This is a genomic window from Paenibacillus popilliae ATCC 14706 (genome assembly GCF_000315235.1).
Lineage (GTDB): Bacteria > Bacillota > Bacilli > Paenibacillales > Paenibacillaceae > Paenibacillus_B > Paenibacillus_B popilliae.
Map to the genome: position 1 here is coordinate 1 of NZ_BALG01000363.1, position 373 is coordinate 373.

Here is a 373-nt window from a genome sequence, read left to right on the forward strand (position 1 = left end):
TCGTCACTAATGACTTTACTTGGGTCATAATAACCACCCCTATTAGCGAATCCAAAGTAGTCAATAATCAACTCGTTCCCAATTGTTAACTCGTCCCAAATTACATAAACAAACGCTTCTGTTATGTGAGTGGAACTGTCCCAACAGCAAAGACGTGCGATCATTGGCCGAAAAGGCATATCTATTACGCTAACTTTTCCTGCATCTGCCTTGGCTTTCCCTTTGGCATAAAGGCGTACACTTATTTGCCCAGTCTTTTGCACAAGCTGGTCAAATGTATCATTTGCGGATGCCTGCACCCCTTTGGCGTTGATGGCACCCGCGAGTTTGTTTTTTAACTCAACGCCAGATTGCTTTACTTGATCAAGCTCCG

Annotated in this window: 1 pseudogene; it reads right to left on the bottom strand. The window is 44.0% G+C overall.

Going from position 1 to position 373, the window contains the following annotated elements:
- Positions 1-373, bottom strand: a pseudogene (locus PPOP_RS23000) (hypothetical protein); the annotation flags it as partial.